The 18073-nt window shown below is 68.7% G+C and carries 13 protein-coding genes; 9 read left to right on the top strand and 4 right to left on the bottom strand.

Annotated features, from left to right (window positions below; translation table 11 throughout):
• The first annotated feature begins 48 nt into the window (after positions 1 to 48).
• On the top strand, positions 49 to 2250 hold the full coding sequence (locus DID98_RS28030) for a TonB-dependent siderophore receptor (RefSeq protein ID WP_124571778.1): 2202 nt from the start codon (positions 49 to 51) through the stop codon (positions 2248 to 2250).
• Between the two features lie 55 nt (positions 2251 to 2305).
• On the opposite strand, the gene DID98_RS28035 is transcribed toward DID98_RS28030, so the two are convergent.
• A complete protein-coding gene (locus tag DID98_RS28035; RefSeq protein WP_124571779.1) occupies positions 2306 to 3580 on the bottom strand; it encodes an MFS transporter in 1275 nt (424 codons plus the stop codon).
• Between the two features lie 107 nt (positions 3581 to 3687).
• On the opposite strand from DID98_RS28035, the gene DID98_RS28040 reads away from it, so the two are divergent.
• From DID98_RS28040 to DID98_RS28050, 3 genes are all read left to right on the top strand, one after another.
• The gene (locus tag DID98_RS28040) at positions 3688 to 4734 is read left to right on the top strand and encodes a LysR substrate-binding domain-containing protein (protein WP_124571780.1); all 1047 of its coding nucleotides are present in this window, start codon (positions 3688 to 3690) and stop codon (positions 4732 to 4734) included.
• A gap of 96 nt (positions 4735 to 4830) precedes the next feature.
• Positions 4831 to 5058, top strand: a complete 228-nt coding sequence (locus DID98_RS28045) for a type II toxin-antitoxin system Phd/YefM family antitoxin (protein WP_124486598.1) — start codon at positions 4831 to 4833, stop codon at positions 5056 to 5058.
• Positions 5058 to 5438, top strand: a complete 381-nt coding sequence (locus tag DID98_RS28050) for a type II toxin-antitoxin system VapC family toxin (protein ID WP_014895868.1) — start codon at positions 5058 to 5060, stop codon at positions 5436 to 5438. The genes DID98_RS28045 and DID98_RS28050 overlap by 1 nt, the downstream gene beginning before the upstream one ends.
• A 21-nt stretch (positions 5439 to 5459) precedes the next feature.
• Here the strand turns inward: DID98_RS28050 and dapA are convergent, their stop codons facing one another.
• Positions 5460 to 6353, bottom strand: coding sequence for a 4-hydroxy-tetrahydrodipicolinate synthase (gene dapA / locus DID98_RS28055; protein ID WP_124571781.1), 894 nt, complete (start codon positions 6351 to 6353; stop codon positions 5460 to 5462).
• Positions 6354 to 6805: 452 nt separating this feature from the next.
• On the opposite strand from dapA, the gene DID98_RS28065 reads away from it, so the two are divergent.
• Positions 6806 to 7825, top strand: a complete 1020-nt coding sequence (locus tag DID98_RS28065) for a sulfate ABC transporter substrate-binding protein (protein WP_044846167.1) — start codon at positions 6806 to 6808, stop codon at positions 7823 to 7825.
• A gap of 193 nt (positions 7826 to 8018) precedes the next feature.
• Positions 8019 to 8987, top strand: coding sequence for an ion channel (locus DID98_RS28070; protein ID WP_124486595.1), 969 nt, complete (start codon positions 8019 to 8021; stop codon positions 8985 to 8987).
• 74 nt (positions 8988 to 9061) lie between these two features.
• Here DID98_RS28070 and DID98_RS28075 read toward each other — a convergent pair whose 3' ends face one another.
• A complete protein-coding gene (locus DID98_RS28075; protein ID WP_124571782.1) occupies positions 9062 to 9676 on the bottom strand; it encodes a glutathione S-transferase family protein in 615 nt (204 codons plus the stop codon).
• A gap of 465 nt (positions 9677 to 10141) precedes the next feature.
• On the opposite strand from DID98_RS28075, the gene DID98_RS28080 reads away from it, so the two are divergent.
• From DID98_RS28080 to DID98_RS28090, 3 genes are all read left to right on the top strand, one after another.
• Positions 10142 to 10699 (top strand): sugar O-acetyltransferase, encoded by a 558-nt coding sequence (locus DID98_RS28080; RefSeq protein WP_124486594.1) that lies wholly within the window; start codon positions 10142 to 10144, stop codon positions 10697 to 10699.
• 1377 nt (positions 10700 to 12076) lie between these two features.
• Entirely contained in the window at positions 12077 to 12205 is a 129-nt protein-coding gene (locus DID98_RS36405; protein WP_260428116.1) for a hypothetical protein, read from the top strand.
• A 525-nt stretch (positions 12206 to 12730) separates the two neighbouring features.
• The gene (locus DID98_RS28090; protein ID WP_124571784.1) at positions 12731 to 16303 is read left to right on the top strand and encodes an indolepyruvate ferredoxin oxidoreductase family protein; all 3573 of its coding nucleotides are present in this window, start codon (positions 12731 to 12733) and stop codon (positions 16301 to 16303) included.
• Between the two features lie 88 nt (positions 16304 to 16391).
• Here the strand turns inward: DID98_RS28090 and DID98_RS28095 are convergent, their stop codons facing one another.
• Entirely contained in the window at positions 16392 to 18059 is a 1668-nt protein-coding gene (locus tag DID98_RS28095) for a Na+/H+ antiporter (RefSeq protein ID WP_124486591.1), read from the bottom strand.
• Positions 18060 to 18073: the final 14 nt, after the last annotated feature.

An 18073-nucleotide genomic window follows, 5' to 3' on the forward strand; every position in this document is an offset into this window, starting at 1 on the left:
CCATTTCTATTGAATGAGAATCATTCTCGTTAATGGGGTGGAGTGAACATGAGCCGTTGCATTCTGTCGAGCGCGACGCCGCCGCGTCGCGCGACCGCGTCCGTTGCGTTCGCGATGGTGACCTGTGCCGCCGCGCCTGCGTGCGCGGCAGAGGACGAGCCGCGCCACGCGCCGCACCTGAGCCCGATCTTCGTCCACGGCAATCGCGACGCCGGTACGCGCGTCGACCGGTCGGGTTCCGCCAAATACGCGACGCCGCTGCTCGACGTGCCGCAGACGATCACCGTCGTGCCACGCGCGGTGCTCGACGAACAGCAGGCGCTGAGCCTGCGCGACGCGCTGTCGAACGTCGCGGGCATCACGTTCAACGCTGGAGAAGGCGGCGGCGGGTCGGGCGACATGTTCAATATCCGCGGCTTCGGCGCGAACGCGAACCTGCAGCTCGACGGGTTGCGCGATAGTGCGCAGAACAATCGCAGCGACCTGTTCAACGTCGAGGCGGTCGAGGTGATCAAGGGGCCGAACTCGGTATTCGGCGGCGCGGGCACGACGGGCGGCTCGGTGAACCTGATCAGCAAGACGCCGAAAGCCGGCGCGCTCACGGAGGCCGGCACGATGCTCGGTACGTCCGGCTACCGCCGCGTGACGCTCGATGCGAACCGGCCGGTGCCCGGCACCGAAGGCCGGGCCGCGTTCCGCCTGAACGCGATGGCGCATGTGAACGACGTGCCGGGCCGCAACGACATCCGCAAGCGCCGCTGGGGCGTCGCGCCGTCGCTCGCGTTCGGCGTCGGCACGCCGACGCGCGTCACGCTCGGCTATTTTCACCAGTACGACAACAACCTGCCCGACTACGGGCTGCCTGCGCACAACGGCCAGGTGCTGGCCGGCATGTCGCGCGACCGCTATTTCGGCTGGCGCAATCTGGATCGCGAACGGATCACCACGGATGCCGTCACGGTGAAGGCCGAGCACGACGTGTCGTCCGGCCTGAAGGTGCAGAACCTGAGCCGCTACGCGCACCTGAATCGCGATACGGTGATTTCGGGAGCGCGCGTGAGCCTGGAAGGGCTGCCGCCCGGGCGTTACAAGCCGGCCGGGCCGCAAGGCTACGGCCGCGACGCGTCGACCGCGATGTGGGCGAACCAGACGAACGTGACGAGCACGTTCACGACGTTCGGCGTCGGGCATACGCTCGTCACGGGCTTCGAGATCTCGCGCGAAACGTACGGCCGCACGACCTATTCGTACGGGCTCAACCGGTTCTACCCGGCCGACGGCTTTGCGCTCGCGGCGCCGCCCGGCGTGTGGCGCGGCCCGGCGCAGCGCGAGGACAGTGCCCGCCAGGACACCGCGCTGGTCGTGAAGGCGCTGTACGCGTTCGACACGATCTCGGTCGGCCGCTACTGGGACATCGACGTCGGGCTGCGGCACGACTGGATCGACGGCTGGGCGGAAGGGGCCGCGGCCGGCAAGCCCGCCGAGCGCGCGGACAGTTCCGACCGTCACCTGAGCACGCGCGCGGGGCTCGTGTTCAAGCCGACCGACAACGGTCGCGCGTATTTCGCGTACGGCACGTCGTTCAACCCGTCCGCCGAATTTCTCGCGACCTCCGGCTCCGGCGTGAGCGCGGCGACCGGTGCGCTCGCGCCCGAGACGAACGAGAGTTTGGAGCTCGGCGCGAAATGGGAGGGGCTCGCGGGCGTCGCGCTGAACGGCGCGCTGTTCCAGACCGAAAAGAACAACGCGCGCGAACGCATGGCTGACGGCAGCTACGCGCTCGTGGGCCGGCAGCGCGTTCGCGGCATCGAGCTCGGGGCCGCCGGCAAGGTGACGCCGCAGTGGGACGTGTTCGCCAACTACACGTATCTCGCGAGCGTCACGCTCAGTTCACCGGCCACGCCGCGCCGCGACGGACAGGCGCTCGGCAACACGCCGCGGCACGCGTTCAACCTGTGGACGACCTATCGGTTGCCGGCCGGCTGGACGGTCGGCTACGGTTCGCACTTCGTCGGCCGGCGCAACGTGACGTCGCAAGGCGACGGCAAGCTCGGCGCGTACTGGGTGCACAACCTGATGGCGTCGTACGACGTGAGCCGCAGGCTGCGCTTCCAGCTGAACGTCGACAACCTGTTCGATCGCGCCTATGTCGAACGTGTGCGGCAGGTGGCGGGAAACGCATCGCAATCGTCGGCCGTCGAGTTCGGCGACGGCCGCTCGGCGATGCTGTCGGCCGTGTACAAGTTCTGAATGCCGCGCCATGCGGTCGGCAGGACGGGCGTCGCCGCTGGAGCCCGCTTGCTGGCTAGCGGGCAAACAACGGGTACGTTGCCGCCGCGATCAGCGCGGTGGCGAGCCACACCACGCTCCACGAGCTGACGGCGAGCAGCGGCGGAATCGCGAGCGGCGTCGCGAACAGCCCGAGATAGACGACCGTGTTCGCCATCCCGAGGGCGGTGCCTGCGTGGTTCGCGCCCGCGAGCGTCGCGAGTTCGGTGTACGCGACGCCGTGCCAGGCCGACACGCAGATGCCGGCGAACACGAGGATCGCGACGATCGCTGCGAGCGGCACATGCGGGCTGCCGGCGGTCGCGGCCGCGAGCAGCGCGAACGATCCGGACGCGACGCAGACCGACCCGCGCAGGTACGCACGCCGGTTGCCGTGCCGGTCGGTATGGCGGCCGCTCCACACGCGCATCACCATCGCGCCCAACTGCAGCGCGACCATCGCCGCGCTGATGCCGGCGAGGCCGAGCCGGCCGAAATCGTGCAGGAACACGGTCGCGAACGTGAGTACCGCGAACTGCGGTGCACACAGCGCGCCGATGCCGAGCACGATGCGCCAGACGCGGCCGCTCGCGAGCGGACTGCGCGCGGGCGCGGCCGGCGATTGGTGCCCGACGGCGCGGTTCGCGTCGGCGGGCGCGGTGGCCGCCGCGTCGGGCGGTTCGTGCAGCCAGCGCCACGTGAGCGCGGCCGATCCGGCACACAGCAGCATCAGCGCGCCGTACACCGCGGCGAAGCCCGCATGCGACGCGAGCGACGGCAGCAGCGCCGCGCCGACGCCGCCGCCGAGCGGCACGGCCGTCTGGCGGATGCTCATCGCGAGCCCGCGTTCGCGCTCGCCGAACCAGCGCATCACCGCGCGTCCGCTCGAGCCGTTCACGCTGCCGCCGAGCAGGCCGACGCAGCACATCGCAGCGACGACGCGCATGAGCGGCGGCACCGCGTGCGCGGCCGGGACGATCGTGGCCACCATCAGCGCCAGCATCGCGGCGGTCGCGACGAGGCCGGTGAGCAGTACGCGACGATCGCCGAAGCGGTCGGCGGCGATCCCCCACGGCAGTTCGGACAGTGCGACGCCGAAGCCGAGCGCGCCGAGCACGAGGCCCAGCGCGCCGTTGTCGAGGTGATAGGCCGAGCGCATCCACACGGCGGTGGTCGGAATGCCCGCCGCGGCGGCGGAAAAGCTCATGTTCGCGGCGACGCCGGCCGCGAGCACGCGCCAGCGATGGGCCGGGCCGCGCGCGTCGCGCGCTGGCAAGGACGGGGACGGGGATGCTAGGCAGGAGGTATCCATGGCGACAGGGCCCGTGTGGAAATTGACATCGCCAGTGTGGCGACCTACATTCATCCTGAAAATCGGAAAGTTTTTGATGAATCGTTCGATAAAACGGGATGATTGAGATGTCCGGACAAGACCCTGCCCACGGCGAGGCGTCGCTCGTGGCACCCGACGCCACGCTGGCCCGGCCGAACTTCGACGTCGCGGCGCTGCGCAGCCTGGTCGCGGGTGTGGATCTCGGCAGCTTCGCGAAGGCCGCCGATCGCGTCGCGCGTTCGTCGTCGGCGGTGAGCGCGCAGATCCGCAAGCTCGAGGAACAGGCCGGCACGCCGCTGTTCGTGAAGGCCGGCCGCGGGCTCGCGCTGACCGACGCCGGCGACGCGATGCTGCGCTATGCGCGGCGGATGATCGAGCTGAACGACGAAGCGGCCGCGGCCGTGCGCGGCGTGAATCTCGACGGCTGGGTGCGGGTCGGCCTTCAGGAGGACTTCGGCGAAGCGATCCTGCCCGACGTGCTCGGGCGTTTCGCGCGTGCGCATCCGAAGGTGAGGATCGAGGCGCGCGTCGCGCGCAATGCCGAGTTGCTCGAGCGGCTCGACGCGAACCAGCTCGATCTCGCGCTCGTGTGGGGCGACCCGGCGTCGGCGGCGCTGGTGTCGCGCGCGGGCATCGACAGCGACGCGATCGCGCAGGTGCCGATGCAGTGGATCGCGGCGGGCGGCGCGAGCGGTTTCGGCGTGCCGGACGCCGACGGACCGGCGGATGCGGTCGACGACGGCGCCGCGCGTCTGCGTGCGATGCGCGCATCGGGCGAGCCGTTGCCGCTCGTCGTGTTCGACCGGCCGTGCCGCTTCTTCGGCGCGGCGACCGATGCGCTCGACCGTGCGGGCGTACCGTGGCGCGTTGCGTTCACGACGCCGAGCCTGGCCGGGCTGTGGGCGGCGGCGGCGGCCGGCCTCGGGCTGACCGTGCGCTCGCACTACGGGCTGCCCGCGTCGGTGCGTGTGCTCGGCGCGGCGTCGTCCGGGCTGCCGGCACTGCCGGGCCTGCCGCTGATGCTGCTGCGGCGGACGTCGTCGGCGACGCCGACCGTCGAGCGGCTCGCGCGGATCGTCACGCAGGCGGTGCGGGACGCGACGCGAGGGGACGCGGGGGCGCTGGCGGCGTGATGGCGATCGACACGCCTGCGCCCGGCTGGGCGTTCGGCCTATTGGAGGGACGGGGCGAATGTCGTGACAATGGTGGATCACTCAACGGAGGCCATCATGCAAGTTGCCACTGTCCCGGAAGCCGCGCTCGATCTTCAGCGGCTTCTCGATGCCGCGATCGCCGGCGAACGCGTCGTGATCATGCAGGACGGCAAGCAGTCGGTCCGGCTCGTGCCGCTCAAGCCGATTCATCATTACGGGCTCCTCGAGGGGCAGATATGGATCGCGGACGACTTCGACGCACCGCTTCCCGATGATTTGCTGGATGCGTTCGAAGGAAAGTGATGCGGCTGCTATTCGATACGCACATCTTTCTCTGGATGTGGGCCAATGATCCGAAATTGAGCGCTCGCGCGCGCAACCTGATTGCCGAAGCCGACGAGGTGTTCATCAGCAGCGCGAGCATCTGGGAAGTCGCGATCAAGGCCGGGACGGGAAAGCTGGACGTGGATGTGGACCGGATGGTCGAAGCGATTGCGATGAGCCGATATCGGGAGCTGCCGGTTCGGGCCGCGCACGGCGCGGCCGTGCGCTATCTGCCCCACTACCATCGCGATCCGTTCGACCGCTTGCTGGTCGCGCAGGCCTGGTCCGAACCGATGCTGCTCATCACCGCCGACGGCCATCTTGCGCAGTATGGCGCGTCGCGGATTCTGACGGTCTGAAACAGTTTCGGGAGCGAAATCCTACGCTGCCGCGACCCCCTGCGCCGACGCCTCCAGCGCCGCGCACAGCTTGCCGAGCCTCTCCCGCAACCCCGCGCTCGCCGGCACGAACGGCAACCGCAGCCCGTCCTCGCACCACCCCTGCGCAGCCAGCACCGCCTTCACCGGCGCCGGATTCGGCTCGGCGAACAGCGCCGCGACGAGCGGCTGCAGCGCGACCGACAGCCGTCGCGCGTCGGCGAGCCGGCCGTCGCGCAGGAGCGCGTGGATGCGCACGTGCCATTCGGGCAGCACGTGCGCGCTGCTGGCGATCGCGCCATGCGCGCCGGCACACAGCGCGGCGAAGTTCTGGTTGTCGTCGCCGGAGAGAATTGCGAGCGGCGTCTCGTGCACGAGACGGCTCATCCGGTCGAGCGTCCCGCCGCATTCCTTGATGCCCGCGACGCGCGGATCGCGCGCGAGCGCCTGCAGCGTCTCCAGTTCGACGTTCACGCCGGTGCGATACGGGATGTTGTAGACGAGGACCGGCAGGTCGGCCGCCTCGACGATCGCCTCAATGTGGCGGCGGATCCCGTCTTGCGTCGGCCGAACGTAGACGGGCGGCGTGACGAGCAGCCCGTCGGGCCGCAGCGCGGCGAGTTCGCGTGCGCGGGCGGCTGCGAAGTGCGTCGCGCTCGCGGTGAGGCCGACGACGATCGGCAGGTCGGGCACCGCATCGCGCAGCGTCGCGAACACGGCGTCCTGTTCGCGCGCGTCGAGCAGCACGCCTTCACCGGTCGTCGCGCCCGCGACGAACCCGGCGACGCCCACCGCCGCATAGTGACGCGCGAGCCGCGCGAGCGCGCCGTGGTCGACCTCGCCGTCGTGGAACGGCGTGACGAGCGGCAGCCAGATACCTTCGAAACGTGTGTACATGCAAAGCCTCATGGTGGAAACGGAGTGGGAAGGAACCGTTCCGCCGGCGGGGTGCCGGAGCGAGGCGTGCGAGCAAGGAGAAAGAAACGACCTGCGGGCATCCCGTCCGGCATTCGCCTGACGGGACGCGACGCCCCCGTCAGTCGAGGTGTCGTTTTTTCAGTTTCAGCCCGGCCGCGGGCGCGCCTGCCGCGATGGCGGCAAGGATCGACGGCGAACGCGGGGCAACGGACATGGATGAACCGTGAAAGGGGCTGAACGGCGATCTTAACACCGGATCCGGCGCGTACGCGAGCGACGCGCGCCGCTTAGCAGAATTAGAGATTTGCTTTCCACGACAGATTGGAAAGTGCGTCGCGCCCGGCCGTTAGAATGCCCGCTTACGTTTCGATGACAGCGCGTACGCGTGCCGTCACGCATATCCACCACCACTGGAAACGGGGCATATCACGATGGCAAGCATCAAGGGGATCGGCCGCTGGCTGCACACGGGCGCCGCGGCGGCGCTGGTCGTGGCGGCCACGGCCGCGCATGCGGACACGTCGATCCTGAACGTGTCGTACGACGTGACGCGCGAGCTGTACAAGGACATCAACACGAGCTTCGCCGCCGCCTACAAGCAGCAGACGGGTGAAACGGTGACGATCAAGCAGTCGCACGGCGCGTCGAGCGCGCAGGCGCTGTCGGTGTTGCAGGGGCTGCAGGCCGACGTCGTGACGATGAACCAGCCGAACGACATCGACCTGCTCGCCGAGCGCGGCCAGCTGCTGCCGAAGGATTGGCGCGCGCGCTTCCCCGACGGCAGCTCGCCGTACTCGACGACGATGGTGTTCCTCGTGCGCAAGGGCAATCCGAAGGCGATCAAGGACTGGAGCGATCTCGCGAAGCCGGGCGTGCAGGTGATCATCGCGAACCCGAAGACGTCGGGCAACGGCCGCTACGCGTACCTCGCCGCGTGGGGCTACCAGAAGCAGAAGGGCGCGACCGACCAGCAGGCGCTCGACTTCGAGAAGGCGATCTTCCGCAACGTGCCGGTGCTGGACTCGGGCGGCCGCGGCGCGACGACGACCTTCACGCAGCGCGGCATCGGCGACGTGCTCGTCACGTTCGAGAACGAAGTCGCGCTGATGGACACCGGTGCGTCGGGGGCGGAATTCGACGCCGTGTATCCGTCGGCGAGCATCCTCGCGGAGCCGCCCGTCGCCGTCGTCGACAAGGTCGTCGACAAGAAGGGCACGCGCAAGGTCGCGCAGGCGTATCTCGACTACCTGTACACGCCGCAGGCGCAGGAGATCATCGCGCAGCACCATCTGCGCCCGCGCGACGCGACCGTGCTGAAGAAGCATGCGGCCGAGTTCAAGCCGCTGAAGACGTTCAGCGTCGAGCAGGTTTTCGGCAGCTGGGCGAATGCGCAGAAGACCCACTTCGCCGACGGCGGCACGTTCGACCGCGTGATCGTCGACCGCAAGTAAGTTCGGCGGCAGGCGGCAGGCCGCAAGCCCCAGGCCGCGCCGCGAGCACGCCGAACGACCGCGAAGCCGGCCGCCCATGCGGCCGGCTTTTTTTCGCGCCGCACGCGCAAGGCCCGCTCCGCATCGCTGCGCATTCCCGGCCGCCGCCCGCGCGTGCTACGCTCATCGCCTCCTTGCTCCAGGCCCTCGCGCGATGAACGTCGATTCGTCCTCCCCAGCCTCCCGCGGCCGCGGCCGCAAGATCTGGTCGGGCACCCGCCCCGTGATCGCGTACGGGATGCCGCCGCTCGGCTGGCGCGACCTCTATCACCGCGCGCTGACGGTGAGCTGGCCCGTATTCTTCCTGTCGCTCGCGGTGCTGTTTCTGCTGCTCAACGGCGGCTTCGCGACGCTCTACCTGCTCGGCCACGCGCCGATCGCGAACCAGTCGCCGGCCGGGTTCGCCGGCGCGTTCTTCTTCAGCGTCGAGACACTCGCGACGGTCGGTTATGGCGACATGCATCCGCAGACCGTCTACGCGCACGTCGTCTCGACCTTCGAGATCTTCATCGGGATGTCGGGCATCGCGCTCGCGACCGGCCTCGTGTTCGCGCGCTTCTCGCGGCCGCAGGCGAAGATCCTGTTCGCGCGTTACGCGATCGTGCGTCCGCTGAACGGGCGGATGACGCTGATGGTGCGCGCCGCGAATGCGCGCCAGAACGTGATCGCCGAAGCGCAGGCGAAACTGCGGCTGATGCGCGTCGAAGGCACGCACGAGGGTTATATGCTGCGCAAGATCCACGACTTGCCGCTCGTGCGCAACGAGCATCCGATCTTCCTGCTCGGCTGGAACCTGATGCACGTGATCGACGAAACGAGCCCGCTGTTCGGCGAGACGGCCGAGTCGCTCGCCGCGCGCGACGCGTCGCTGCTGATCACGATCGAGGGCTCCGACGAGACGACCGCGCAAGTCATGCAGGCGCGCTACTCATGGACGCATGCGGAGATCCGCTGGCGTCATCGCTATGTCGACCTGATGCACGACGAAGGCGGCATCACGCACATCGACTACACGCATTTTCACGAAGTCGTGCCGGTCGACACCGATACGGACGAGCGCGGCTCGCCGGGCGTGGTGGTCGAGGCCGGCACGGCCGCGCAGACGCCCGGGCCGGCTGCATGACGGCCGTGCGCGGCGCGAGCGGGCGCCGGCCTCCGGGCGCGGCTGCCGCGCCGGAAGGCCGCGCCGTTCACGCGTCACGCATGCAGCAGGCGCGCCGCTTCGCGCTGTTCGACCGCGATCGCGCGGCGATGGCCGTCGCGATCCTCGGCGCGCGCGACGTAGTCGCCGAGCACGCCTTCGTGCGGCAGCAGGTGCGCGTCGAACGCGATCTTCAGCGTGCTGGCGAGCAGCAGGTCGGCCGCGGTGAAATGATCGCCGACGAGCCAGCGGCTGTGGGCGAGCGTTTGCGCGAGCGCACGCTGCACGCGCGTGATGTTGCCCCAGCCGAAGGCGACCGGATTGCCCGACGCGCCGGTGAATTTCTCGGCCATCGCCGGCTCGAGGCAGGTGGGCGTGAAGAACATCCACTGCAGGAAGCGGCCGCGCAGCGGATCGTCCGGTGCAATGCCGAGCCCGGCGCCCGGACAGCGATCGGCGAGATAGAGCAGCACGGCGCCGGATTCGGCGAACGGTTCGCTGCCGTCGTCGAGCGCGGGCAGCTTGGCCATCGGATTGACCTGGACGAACGCGTCGCTACCCTGTTCGTGCGATCGCAAGTCGATCGGCACGAGCTCGTAGACGGCGCCGATTTCCTCCAGCATCCACAGCGCCCGGAATGCCCGGGTCTTCGGCCAGTAGTAGAGCTTCATCGCGCCTCCGCGTATGGGTGTGCGTGTCGGGTCGGTGGATGCTCAAGCGTACCCGAGCGGGAGAGGTTCGGACAGGGGCGGACGGCGAGAATGGCGGAGCCTGGCGCGGGCGCGTGTCGTATGTGTCCGGGCGGATGCGGGCGGGTAGGGAATTTCCCGCAAAGCCTGGTATGGCGGAAGTTCATGAATTAACTAGTCATGAAACAACTAGTTTGAGATTGACGTATGCGCAGCTCGGCTGCAGCGGTCACGACCCTGCTGTTCCGCTGGCTTTGCAGTAGCGTCGGCGCTGCCCGCACGAGTCCGGTCGATGGCCGTCGGCGGGGCGCGAAACGAGGAAACCGGGTGACCCTGCGCGGGTCGACCGACTGACTGAATTCAAGGCGATGCGATCGTATTCGACGAGTCAGGCGCTGCGTGATGCGCGGCGTTGCCGGTTCGATCGCGCACGGAGAACGGCAACGAATGGCGAACGACGATCGCACCACGATCATTCCCCGGCGCACGCCGGAATCGGCCGCGATGCGCGCCGAGCTCGGGCGGACGATGGCGATCACCGCGCGGCTCAACCGTCTGACGTTCGACGATGCGCACGACGTCCGGACATTGTTCGGAGAACTGATCGGAAGGGCGATGGACGACGGTTTTCTGCTGATCCCGCCGTTTTATGCGACGGGCGGCGCCGATACGCGGATCGGCCGCAACGTGTTCATCAACCAGAACTGCACGTTCTATGACCTCGGCGGCCTCGACATCGGCGACGACGTGATGATCGGGCCGAACGTCAGTCTCATCACGTCGGGCCATCCGGTCGAGCCGTCCCGCCGGCGCGACGCCGTCGTCGCCCGGCCGATCGTGATCGGGAGCAACGTGTGGATCGGCGCGGGTGCGACGATCATCGGCGGCGTGACGGTCGGCGAGAACTCGGTTGTCGGCGCGGGTGCCGTCGTGACGCGCGACGTTCCGCCGAATACGCTGGTTGGCGGAAACCCGGCGCGGATCATCCGTTCGATTGCCGAATGACCGCGCTTGCGGGCGCCGTCCGCTTCGGCGCGGATGTGGACAACCGGGTTTCCGCCCACTCGAAATGCTGTGGATTCGAACGGTGAGCGTGCGTCCGGAGGCCGAATTTGCGGGGCTTTCCGGCATCCGGCGCCGATCGCGGGCAGGTGCGTGAACCGACGTTGCCGCAGCGCCCGCGATGAATTTTTTCGCCGCGTCGGTTGTGGATATCCCGGCCTCGAAACCACTCGGCAGACTGTGCATTTCACCGGTGAGTGCGACCGGATGCGGCCGGATGCGCGATGCAGGGTGTGGACAACCGGGAATCGCGACGAAGAAAAATGCTGTGCCTTTGACCGGTGAGCGCCGCCGACCGATCGCGCGTGAGACTTGCCTGGTGCGGACTTCCGGGCGTCGCGCGAAATCCGGAGCGCCGCGCATTCTAACGGCGAGTGCGGATCGGAGATAGAGCCGCGCACGCATCGCGGTGTGGATATCCTGCCGTGGAATTCACTCGAAGCGCTGTGTATTTCAATGGTGAGCGTCGGTACCCGGACAGGCCAGGTGTCGCCTTGCGTGCCCGTTCCCGATCTTCGACGCGGCTTCGGGGTCGCGCATTCTAACCGCACGCGTGATCGCGCGTGCCATTCGCGTGCTTGCCGCGATGTGGATATCCGATCGCCGAAAGCAGTCGACGTGCTGTGTCTTTCGGTGGAGAGGGCGCGCGCGTGCTGCTCTGCCGCGTCGGTGCGACTGCGGATGCGTGGGCCTCGGCGTGGTTGCAGGTGCTGCCGGTCACGCCTGAATCGGCGCTTTCGTGCGATACCGTGCCTTCGCTCACCGTTGAATTTCACAGTGTTCCGAGTGGTCGCGGATCGAGCTATCCACACCCGAATCGGCGCCCTCGTTCGACTGCCGTGCCGTCGCTCACTGTTGCAAGTCACAGCGTCTCGAGTGGTCGCGGATCGAACTATCCACACCTGAATCGGCACCCTCGTTCAATCGCCGTGCAGTCACTCACCGTTGCAAATCACGGCGTTTGGCGTTGTCGTGTGGCGGGCTGTTCGCATCCGGATCGGCGCTCGCGTTTGATCGGGTGCCGGCGCTCACCGTCGAAATGCACAGCGTTTCGAGTCGTCGCGGGTTGGGCTGTCCACACCCGGATCGGCATCCTTGTTCGATTGCGTGCCGATGCTCATCATCGAAATTCACTGGAATTTCAGCGCCTGGTGTGGGCGATATCCAAACCCGTGCCGGCACCTCGTCCGGCGACGCGACTGCATGCGCCGACGAACGCCAAGGCCGTGCGGGCGCTTGCGGAGGCGGGCCCATCCACACTGAAGCGCGCTGTCCCGCGTCGCCCGGACGCTCCGAAACGTCGCGAGGGCGGACGGCGGTGTGGATATCGCGCTGCCGAATCGACTCGCAAACCTGTGCATCCCACAGGTGAGGTCGAACGCCGCGTCGTCGGCGCAGGAATCCGACGGTGTGGATATCTTCCGCCAACATCGACTCGCCGCGCTGTGAATTTCGACGGTGAGCGTCGGCATCCGCTCGAACCGCGGACCGATCGAGGTGTGGACATCCGGCCTCCGGCGCGACTCGAAACCCTGTGCAACCGAATGGTGAGCGCGCGGGCCAGCCCGAAACGCAGCCCCGGCATTGTGGACATCCCGCACCCGCGATCAATCCGAACGCTGTGCATTCGATGGGTGAGGGCTCGCCCGTTCCGCCCCCCGAGCCCTTGCCGCACGGCCTGCGAGCGCCCGCCGCCGCGCCCGCGGCCCGCCTCCCGCGCATTCCGGCCTTTTCGAGGCAACCCGCCTGCCCACCCCGACACGCCCCGAACAGCCGCCCGCCACCCCGCGCGAAAAATCTCTCGATTTCCGACCGAAACCTGCGCAGTTTTTCTCGCTCCGGCGTCATCCGAGCAAGATGAGAAAAAACTTTCTCGTCTCCCCGCGAAAAAATAGAGCCATCCAGCCGCAGCCCCGGCCGGCGTCGCCCGACGCCCCGTGCGCGGCCCAGAACACACAATCAGGAGACATCCCCATGACCGCCCGCCTGCCCGTCGACGGCACGCCCGCTCTATCCGACTACCGCCTGACCGACAACCTGACCGCCACGCGCGGCCGGATCTTCCTGACCGGCACGCAGGCGCTGGTCCGCCTGCTGCTGATGCAGCGCGCAGCCGATACCGCGCAGGGCCTGAACACGGCCGGCTTCGTCAGCGGCTACCGCGGCTCGCCGCTCGGGATGGTCGACCAGCAGCTGTGGAAGGCGAAGAAACTGCTCGACGGCAGCGGCGTGCGCTTCCTGCCCGCGATCAACGAGGAACTCGGCGGCACCGCCGTGCTCGGCACGCAGCGCGTCGAGGCGGACCCGGAGCGCACCGTCGATGGCGTGTACGCGATGTGGTACGGCAAGGGCCCCGGCGTCGACCGCGCCGGCGACGCGCTGAAGCACGGCAACGCATACGGTTCGTCGCCGCACGGCGGCGTGCTGGTGGTGGCCGGCGACGACCATGGCTGCGTGTCGTCGTCGATGCCGCACCAGAGCGACTTCGCGATGATCGCGTGGCACATGCCGGTCGTGAACCCGTCGAACATCGCCGACATGCTGGAGTTCGGCCTGTACGGCTGGGCGCTGTCGCGCTACTCGGGCGCATGGGTCGGCTTCAAGGCGATCTCGGAAACCGTCGAGTCGGGCTCGACCGTCGATCTCGACGCGCTGCAGACGCAATGGCCGGCGCCGGCGGGCTTCACACCGCCGGCGGGCGGCCTGCACAACCGCTGGCCCGACCTGCCGAGCCTCACGATCGAAGCGCGCCTCGCCGCGAAGCTCGACGCGGTGCGCCACTTCGCGCGCACCAACAGCATCGACAAATGGATCGCGTCGAGCGCGCACGCGAACGTCGGCATCGTCACGTGCGGCAAGGCGCACCTCGACCTGATGGAGGCGCTGCGCCGGCTCGACCTCACCGTCGCCGACCTGGAAGCGGCCGGCGTGCGGATCTACAAGGTCGGCCTGTCGTATCCGCTCGAAATGACACGGATCGAAACCTTCGTCGACGGACTGTCGGAAGTGCTCGTCATCGAAGAGAAGGGCCCGGTGATCGAGCAGCAGATCAAGGACTACCTGTACAACCGCGCGGACGGTGCGCGCCCGCGCGTGCTCGGCAAGCACGACGCCGAAGGCGCGTGCCTGCTGTCCGAGCTCGGCGAGCTGCGCCCGTCGCGGATCCTGCCGGTGTTCGCCACCTGGCTCGCGCGGCACAAGCCGGCGCTCGACCGGCGCGAGCGCGTCGTCGATCTCGTCGCGCCGCAGATACTGTCGAACGAGGCGGACGCGGTGAAGCGCACGCCGTACTTCTGCTCGGGCTGCCCGCACAACACGTCGACGAAGGTGCCGGAAGGCTCGATCGCGCAGGCCGGCATCGGCTGCCACTTCATGGCGTCGTGGATGGAGCGCGACACGACGGGCCTGATCCAGATGGGCGGCGAGGGCGTCGACTGGGCCGCGCACGCGATGTTCACCAACACGAAGCACGTGTTCCAGAACCTCGGCGACGGCACCTACTTCCATTCGGGCATTCTCGCGATCCGCCAGGCGGTCGCCGCGAAAGCGAACATCACGTACAAGATCCTCTACAACGACGCGGTCGCGATGACGGGCGGCCAGCCGGTCGACGGCAGCATCTCGGTGCCGCAGATCGCGCGGCAGGTCGAGGCGGAAGGCGTGTCGCGCTTCGTCGTGGTGTCCGACGAACCGGAGAAGTACGACGGTCATCACGGGCTGTTCCCGAAGGGCACGACGTTCCATCACCGCAGCGAACTCGACGCGGTGCAGCGCGAGCTGCGCGAGACGCCGGGCGTCACCGTGCTGATCTACGACCAGACCTGCGCGGCCGAGAAGCGCCGCCGCCGCAAGAAGGGCGAATTCCCCGACCCGGACAAGCGGCTGTTCATCAACGACGCGGTATGCGAAGGCTGCGGCGACTGCGGCGTGCAGTCGAACTGCCTGTCGGTCGAACCGCTCGAGACGCCGCTCGGCCGCAAGCGCCGCATCGACCAGTCGTCGTGCAACAAGGACTACTCGTGCGTGAACGGCTTCTGCCCGAGCTTCGTGACGGTCGAAGGCGCGGCGCTGAAGAAGGCCGCGGGCGCGGCGTTCGACGAAGCCGCGCTCGCCGTGCGCGTCGACGCGCTGCCGGTGCCCGCGACCCATCTCGACGCGGCGCCGTACGACATGCTGGTCACGGGCGTGGGCGGCACGGGCGTCGTGACGGTCGGCGCGCTGATCAGCATGGCCGCGCACCTCGAAGGCAAGAGCGCGTCGGTGCTCGACTTCATGGGCTTCGCGCAGAAGGGCGGCTCGGTGCTGTCGTTCGTGCGGATCGCGTCGAGCGACCGGTGGCTGAACCAGGTGCGCATCGACACGCAGCAGGCCGACGTGCTGCTCGCGTGCGACATGGTCGTCGGCGCGAGCGCCGAGGCGCTGCAGACGGTGCGCCACGAGCGCACGCGGATCGTGGTCAACACGCACCGGATTCCGAACGCGTCGTTCGTGCAGAACCCCGACGCGAACCTGCACGCGGATGCGCTGCTCGAAAAAATGCATCACGCGGCCGGCGACGGCTACCTGTCGAGCTGCGACGCGCAGGCGCTCGCCGCGAAATTCCTCGGTGACTCGATCGGCGCGAACATCCTGATGCTCGGCTACGCGTGGCAGCTTGGCCTCGTGCCGGTGTCGCTCGCCGCGATGATGCGCGCGATCGAGCTGAACAACGTCGCGGTGCCGATGAACAAGCTCGCGTTCGCGATCGGCCGGATGGCGGCCGGCGACGCGGCGGGCCTCGACGCATTGTGGAACGCGCGTCACGCGGTGGCCGTGCACGCCGCGCCGGAGACGCTCGCCGAGCTGATCGCCGATCGCGAAGCGCGCCTCGACGCCTACGGCGGCGTGCGTTACGTCGAGCGCTACCGCGCACTGGTGAACGCGGCGCGCGCGAAGGGCGACGATGCGCTGACGCGTGCGGTCGCGACGACGTTCTACCGGCTGCTCGCGGTGAAGGACGAATACGAGGTTGCCCGGCTGTATGCGGACGGCGCGTTCCGCACGGCGCTCGAAGCGCAGTTCGAAGGCGTGCCGGGGCAGGACTATCGCGTGAAGTTCAATCTGGCGCCGCCGACGGTCGCGAAGGCCGGCCGCGACGGCAGCGTGCCGAAGAAGCGCGTGTTCGGCCAGTGGATGTGGCCGGTGCTCGGCACGCTCGCGCGCGTGCGCAGCCTGCGCGGCACGTGGCTCGATCCGTTCGGCCGCACGGCCGAGCGCAGGATGGAGCGCGCGCTCGCGGACGACTACGAAACCACGCTCACGCGCGCGCTCGCCGCGGTGACCGCCGGCAATGCGGCGCAGGTCGCGCAACTGGCCGATCTGCATGCCCGCGTGCGCGGCTTCGGTCACGTGAAGGTGCGCAACCTCGCGGGCGTGAAGCGTGCGGAGCGCGAGCTCGCGCTGCAGCTCGGCATCGACGCGGCGACGAGTGCGGCAGTGCAGCACGTGCTCGATGAGATGAAGGGCGCGGGAATGCTGAAGGGGATTCCGGTCGTCGTCGCGAAGTAACGCCGCGGCGGGCGGATGTGAAAACGGCGACGCTCGTGCGTCGCCGTTTTTTTTGAGCGGCCGTGCAATCGCACCGCGGCGCAGCCGCTCAGACGAGTCCTTTCTTGCGCGTCGACAGTGCCGTTTCCGACAGGTCGATCTCGCGGATCAGCTTCGTCAGCGTCTCGTCGGAAATCCTGCTTTCGCTGCGCATCCGGTACAGCACCGAACGTTCCGCGCGCACCGCCGCGATCCGCATCTGCAGTTCCATCGTCTCCGCCTGCTTGGCTTGCGCGCGCGGGGTCGGGCCGTCGTCGGCGAGCGCGGCGAGGCGGCGGCGGTACTGGTCCATCACGCGCGCCGAGATGTCCGCGCAGCGCGCGGCGCCCGATTCGTCGAGATCGGCCGAGATCGCGTCGTGCGACGAGTCGATCGCGCGGATCGCGGCCTGCGCGGCGGCCGCGCGCGCGGTGCGCTCCTCGTCGGCGAGCGGGTTGCGCGTCGAGCGCACGCCGCGCAGCAGCAGCGGCAGGCCGATCACCGCGACGATCAGCGAACCGAGAATCACCGCCGATGCGACGAAGATCGCGGTGTCGCGCCCGGGCAGCGGCGCGCCGTCGGACAGCGCGACGGGGATCGACAGCACGCCCGCGAGCGTGACCGCGCCGCGCACGCCGCCGACCGTCATCACCGCGATCGTGCGCACGCCGGCCATCGTGCCCGCGAGGCCGTGGCGCGCGGCGCGGCGGCTCGCGATCCAGCGCAGCAGCCAGACCCACAGGAAGCGGATCGCATACAGCGCGATCATCATCGCGCACACGTTGAAGATCATCCGGCCGACGAGCGCGTCGCTCGTGTGGTGCGCGTCGACGAGCGCGCGGCCGATGATGTGCGGCAACTGCAGCCCGAGCATGATGAACACCATGCCGTTGAACACGAACTCGATCATCGCCCACGTGCTTTCGGCCCGCACGCGCGACGCGACGGTGCTTTTGCGGGAGAAGCTCGTGTAGTTCATCATCATCCCCGCCGACACGGCCGCGAGCACGCCCGACAGGTCGAGATGCTCGGCGAACAGATAGGCGGCGAACGGCACGAGCAGCGTCATCACGATGCCGGGGGCCGGATCGCCTTCCTGCTCGGCGTTCAGGAAGCGCGTCGACAGCGCGCTGAACCCCCACGACACGAGCGCGCCCGTCGCGAGCCCGCCGGCGGCGACGATCACGAACGTGATCGACGCATCGCGCAGCGAGAACATGCCGGTGAGCGCGGCCGCGACCGCGAACTTCAGCGCGACCAAGCCCGACGCGTCGTTCATCAGCGCCTCGCCTTCGAGGATGTGCATCAGTTGCGGCGGGATCCGTCCCTTGCCGGCGATGCCCGACAGCGCGACCGCGTCGGTGGGCGACAGCACGGCCGCGAGCGCGAACGCGATCGGCAGCGGCAACTCGGGTATCAGCCAGTGCGCGAAGTAGCCGACTGCGAGTACCGTCATGAACACGAGCCCGAACGCGAGCATCAGGATCGCGCGGCGCTGCAGGTACAGCTCGCGTTTCGGAATCCGCCAGCCGTCCGCGAACAGCAGCGGCGGAATGAACAGCAGCATGAAGATTTCGGGATCGAACGTGACGTGCAGGTTCAGCTTCGGCCACGCGAGCATCGCGCCGAACGCGATCTGCATCAGCGGCAGCGGAAGCTGCAACGGCAGGATGCGTGTGACCGCGCCGGACAGCGCGACGGTCAGCAGCAGGATCAGGACTGTGAAGACGATTTCCATCGAGACGGCGATTG

The sequence above is a fragment of the Burkholderia sp. Bp8984 genome (assembly GCF_003853755.1).
Classification (GTDB): domain Bacteria; phylum Pseudomonadota; class Gammaproteobacteria; order Burkholderiales; family Burkholderiaceae; genus Burkholderia.

Excerpts from the sequence above, each read along its gene's own strand:
- DID98_RS28030 (WP_124571778.1), top strand. The coding sequence starts at position 49 with ATGAGCCGTTGCATTCTGTCGAGCGCGACGCCGCCGCGTCGCGCGACC.
- DID98_RS28035 (WP_124571779.1), bottom strand. The coding sequence starts at position 3,580 with ATGGATACCTCCTGCCTAGCATCCCCGTCCCCGTCCTTGCCAGCGCGC.
- DID98_RS28040 (WP_124571780.1), top strand. The coding sequence starts at position 3,688 with ATGTCCGGACAAGACCCTGCCCACGGCGAGGCGTCGCTCGTGGCACCC.
- DID98_RS28045 (WP_124486598.1), top strand. The coding sequence starts at position 4,831 with ATGCAAGTTGCCACTGTCCCGGAAGCCGCGCTCGATCTTCAGCGGCTT.
- DID98_RS28050 (WP_014895868.1), top strand. The coding sequence starts at position 5,058 with ATGCGGCTGCTATTCGATACGCACATCTTTCTCTGGATGTGGGCCAAT.
- dapA (WP_124571781.1), bottom strand. The coding sequence starts at position 6,353 with ATGTACACACGTTTCGAAGGTATCTGGCTGCCGCTCGTCACGCCGTTC.
- DID98_RS28065 (WP_044846167.1), top strand. The coding sequence starts at position 6,806 with ATGGCAAGCATCAAGGGGATCGGCCGCTGGCTGCACACGGGCGCCGCG.
- DID98_RS28070 (WP_124486595.1), top strand. The coding sequence starts at position 8,019 with ATGAACGTCGATTCGTCCTCCCCAGCCTCCCGCGGCCGCGGCCGCAAG.
- DID98_RS28075 (WP_124571782.1), bottom strand. The coding sequence starts at position 9,676 with ATGAAGCTCTACTACTGGCCGAAGACCCGGGCATTCCGGGCGCTGTGG.
- DID98_RS28080 (WP_124486594.1), top strand. The coding sequence starts at position 10,142 with ATGGCGAACGACGATCGCACCACGATCATTCCCCGGCGCACGCCGGAA.
- DID98_RS28090 (WP_124571784.1), top strand. The coding sequence starts at position 12,731 with ATGACCGCCCGCCTGCCCGTCGACGGCACGCCCGCTCTATCCGACTAC.
- DID98_RS28095 (WP_124486591.1), bottom strand. The coding sequence starts at position 18,059 with ATGGAAATCGTCTTCACAGTCCTGATCCTGCTGCTGACCGTCGCGCTG.